At 65.6% G+C, this 2,748-nt stretch carries 3 protein-coding genes; all 3 read left to right on the top strand.

Translation table 11 applies throughout. The annotated features are described in order from the left end of the window. On the top strand, positions 1–870 hold an 870-nt coding region (locus FHD67_RS20000), incomplete at its 5' end, for a FecCD family ABC transporter permease (RefSeq protein ID WP_139599833.1). Beyond that, positions 867–1,676, top strand: coding sequence for an ABC transporter ATP-binding protein (locus FHD67_RS19995; protein WP_139599832.1), 810 nt, complete (start codon positions 867–869; stop codon positions 1,674–1,676). The genes FHD67_RS20000 and FHD67_RS19995, both read left to right, overlap by 4 nt. A gap of 116 nt (positions 1,677–1,792) precedes the next feature. After that, a partial coding sequence (locus tag FHD67_RS19990; RefSeq protein ID WP_176695233.1) for a TonB-dependent siderophore receptor occupies positions 1,793–2,748 on the top strand: 956 nt, incomplete at its 3' end.

The following is a 2,748-nucleotide window of genomic DNA, read 5'->3' as shown; positions in this document are numbered from 1 at the left end:
CTGGCGGGGCAGGGCGGGCCTGACGCCTTTGCGGTGGGCCATCTGCGCCTGCCACGCGCGGTGATGTCGGTTCTGGCGGGGGCGTGTTTCGGTCTGGGCGGCGTTGCGTTCCAGGTGATGCTGCGCAACCCGCTGGCCAGCCCGGACATTATCGGCGTCAGCGCCGGGGCCAGCGCGGCGGCGGTGTTCGGCATCGTGTTCCTGTCGCTGGACGGTCCGGCACTATCTGCAGTGGCGATAGGTGCCGGACTGGGGGTCGCACTGCTGATCTATGGCCTGTCCTTTCGGGGTGGGGTCGCGGGATCGCGGCTGATCCTGGTCGGCATCGGCGTATCGGCGATGATCAACAGCTTCATTGCCTATGCGCTGGCCCGCGCCCCGGCCTGGGACCTGCAGGAGGCGATGCGCTGGCTGTCGGGCAGTGTGAACGGCGCGCGGCTGGATCAGGCCTGGCCGCTGCTGGGCGCACTGGCGCTGTTCGGCGGTCTGCTGATCAGCCGCAGCCGCGACCTTGAGGCACTGCGCATGGGCGACGACATGGCCGCCGCCCTCGGTGTGCGTGTGGGGGCCACTCGGCTGGCGGTGATCCTGGGCGCGGTCGGCATGATCGCGGTCGCCACCGCCACGACCGGGCCCATCGCCTTCGTTGCGTTCCTGTCCGGACCCATCGCCGCGCGGATCGTGGGGCCGAACGGATCGTTGCTGATCCCCGCGGCCCTGGTGGGCGCGGTGCTGGTTCTGGCAGGCGATTTCGCGGGGCAGTTCCTGTTGCCGGGCCGCTATCCCGTCGGCGTCGTGACAGGTGCCCTGGGCGCTCCCTTCCTGATCTATCTCATCATCCGCGCGAACCGTACCGGAGGCACGCTGTGACCGTCGACCATAATTTAAGGGTCTGCGACCTGTCGGCAGGGTATGGCGACCGTGCTATCCTGCAGGGGCTGGACCTGGATCTGATGCCGGGACGCATCACGGCCATCGTGGGGGCGAATGCCTGCGGGAAATCGACCCTGCTGAGGGTGATGTCGCGCCTGCTGCGGCCGGGGCGGGGGCAGGTCACGCTGGATGGCACCGACATTCACCGCATGCCCACGCGCGCCCTGGCTCGGACCCTGGGCCTGCTGCCGCAATCCCCGATCGCGCCGGAGGGGATCACCGTGGCCGACCTGGTCAGCCGGGGACGCCACCCGCATCACGGCCTGATATCACGGTGGGGGCAGCACGACGATCAGGCGGTCGCCGACGCGCTGCAGGCCACGCGCACGACCGATCTGGCCGACCGCGCCGTGGACGAACTGTCGGGCGGTCAGCGCCAACGCGTCTGGATCGCCATGGCGCTGGCGCAGCAGACCGACCTGCTGCTGCTGGACGAGCCGACGACCTTCCTGGACATCGCCCACCAGATAGAGCTGCTGGATTTGTTGTGCGACCTGAACGCCCGTCGCGGCATCACGATAGTAATGGTGCTACATGATTTGAACCTGGCAGCGCGCTATGCCGACCGGCTGGTTGCCATGGCAGCGGGGCGCGTGCATGGGCAGGGGGCGCCCGAAGACGTGCTGACCCAGGATACGATCCAACAGGTCTTCGGCTTGACCAGCCGGATCATCACTGACCCTGTTTCGGGACGTCCGATGATGCTGCCAGTGGGCCGCCACCACGCTACTGCAAATAACTGAGTGAAAGTGTCACCTTTCTGCAACGGGCGCATGCGATGCACCCGTTGCAGGCTTGTCTCATGAAACCGTCAGGCCTAAGCCGGCAGTAATCCGACAAATTACATAAGGCTTTCGCCATGACCCCGAGGAACGCCTGCCATGCTCGCTCGGCTCTGCTGTCCTGCTGTGCAGTGATCGCCCTGATGCCTGTCGCGGCCAGTGCGCAAGACAGCGCAGCGACGCGCCTGTCACCTATCATCCGCCTGCCCGAGATCACGCTCTATGCCTACGGCGGCGATGACGACGCCAATTCTATCGTGGCACGGGAGTTGGCTGTGGGCGGAAAGGTAGCGACCAGCATATTGGATACGCCCGCCTCCGTTTCTGTCATCACCCAAGCCGAGATCGAGCGTCGCGACGCCCGCACGCTGGAGGACGTGCTGCAATATTCCGCGGGCACGATCGCCGATTACTATGGCACCGACGACCGCAACGACTATTATCAGATCAGGGGTTTCGACGCCTCGACCTATCGCGACGGAATCACGCTTGGTGGCCTGCGGGGCATCCGCGAAGAGCCTTTGGCTTACGAGCGGGTGGAGGTCATCCGTGGTGCCAACTCGACCCTGTTCGGGCCAGCCGATCCGGGCGGCTCGATCAACTTCGTGACCAAGCGACCGCGCGCGGAACGGTTCTCAGAGGTGTTCGGCACAGTCGGATCGGATAGTCGCAAGGAATACGGGTTCGACTTCGACGACGTGCTGACCCCGGACGCGACCCTATCCTGGCGGATGACCGGCAAATTGCAGGACAGTAGCCGTGAATACGATTTTTCGCGCGATGACGAGACGTTCCTGATGGGCGGTCTGACCTGGCAGCCCAGTGACGTGACCTCGGTCAGCCTGATCGTCGATTACCTGGACCGCGACGCGACGCCCAACAGCGGCGGCTATCCCCGCGGCGGCAGCTATGACCGCAGCGTGTTCCTGGGAGAGCCGGACTTCAACTATCTCAATGTCGAGCGGACGACCGTGAACGTGATCGCGGAACATGATTTCGGGGAGGGGCTGACCCTTCGGTCGAACCTGCGCTA

This window comes from Paracoccus haeundaensis (genome assembly GCF_006239215.1).
Classification (GTDB): Bacteria; Pseudomonadota; Alphaproteobacteria; order Rhodobacterales; family Rhodobacteraceae; genus Paracoccus; species Paracoccus marcusii.
The sequence above is the reverse complement of the archived record's forward strand: the minus strand, read 5'-3'. Positions and strand labels throughout refer to the sequence as shown.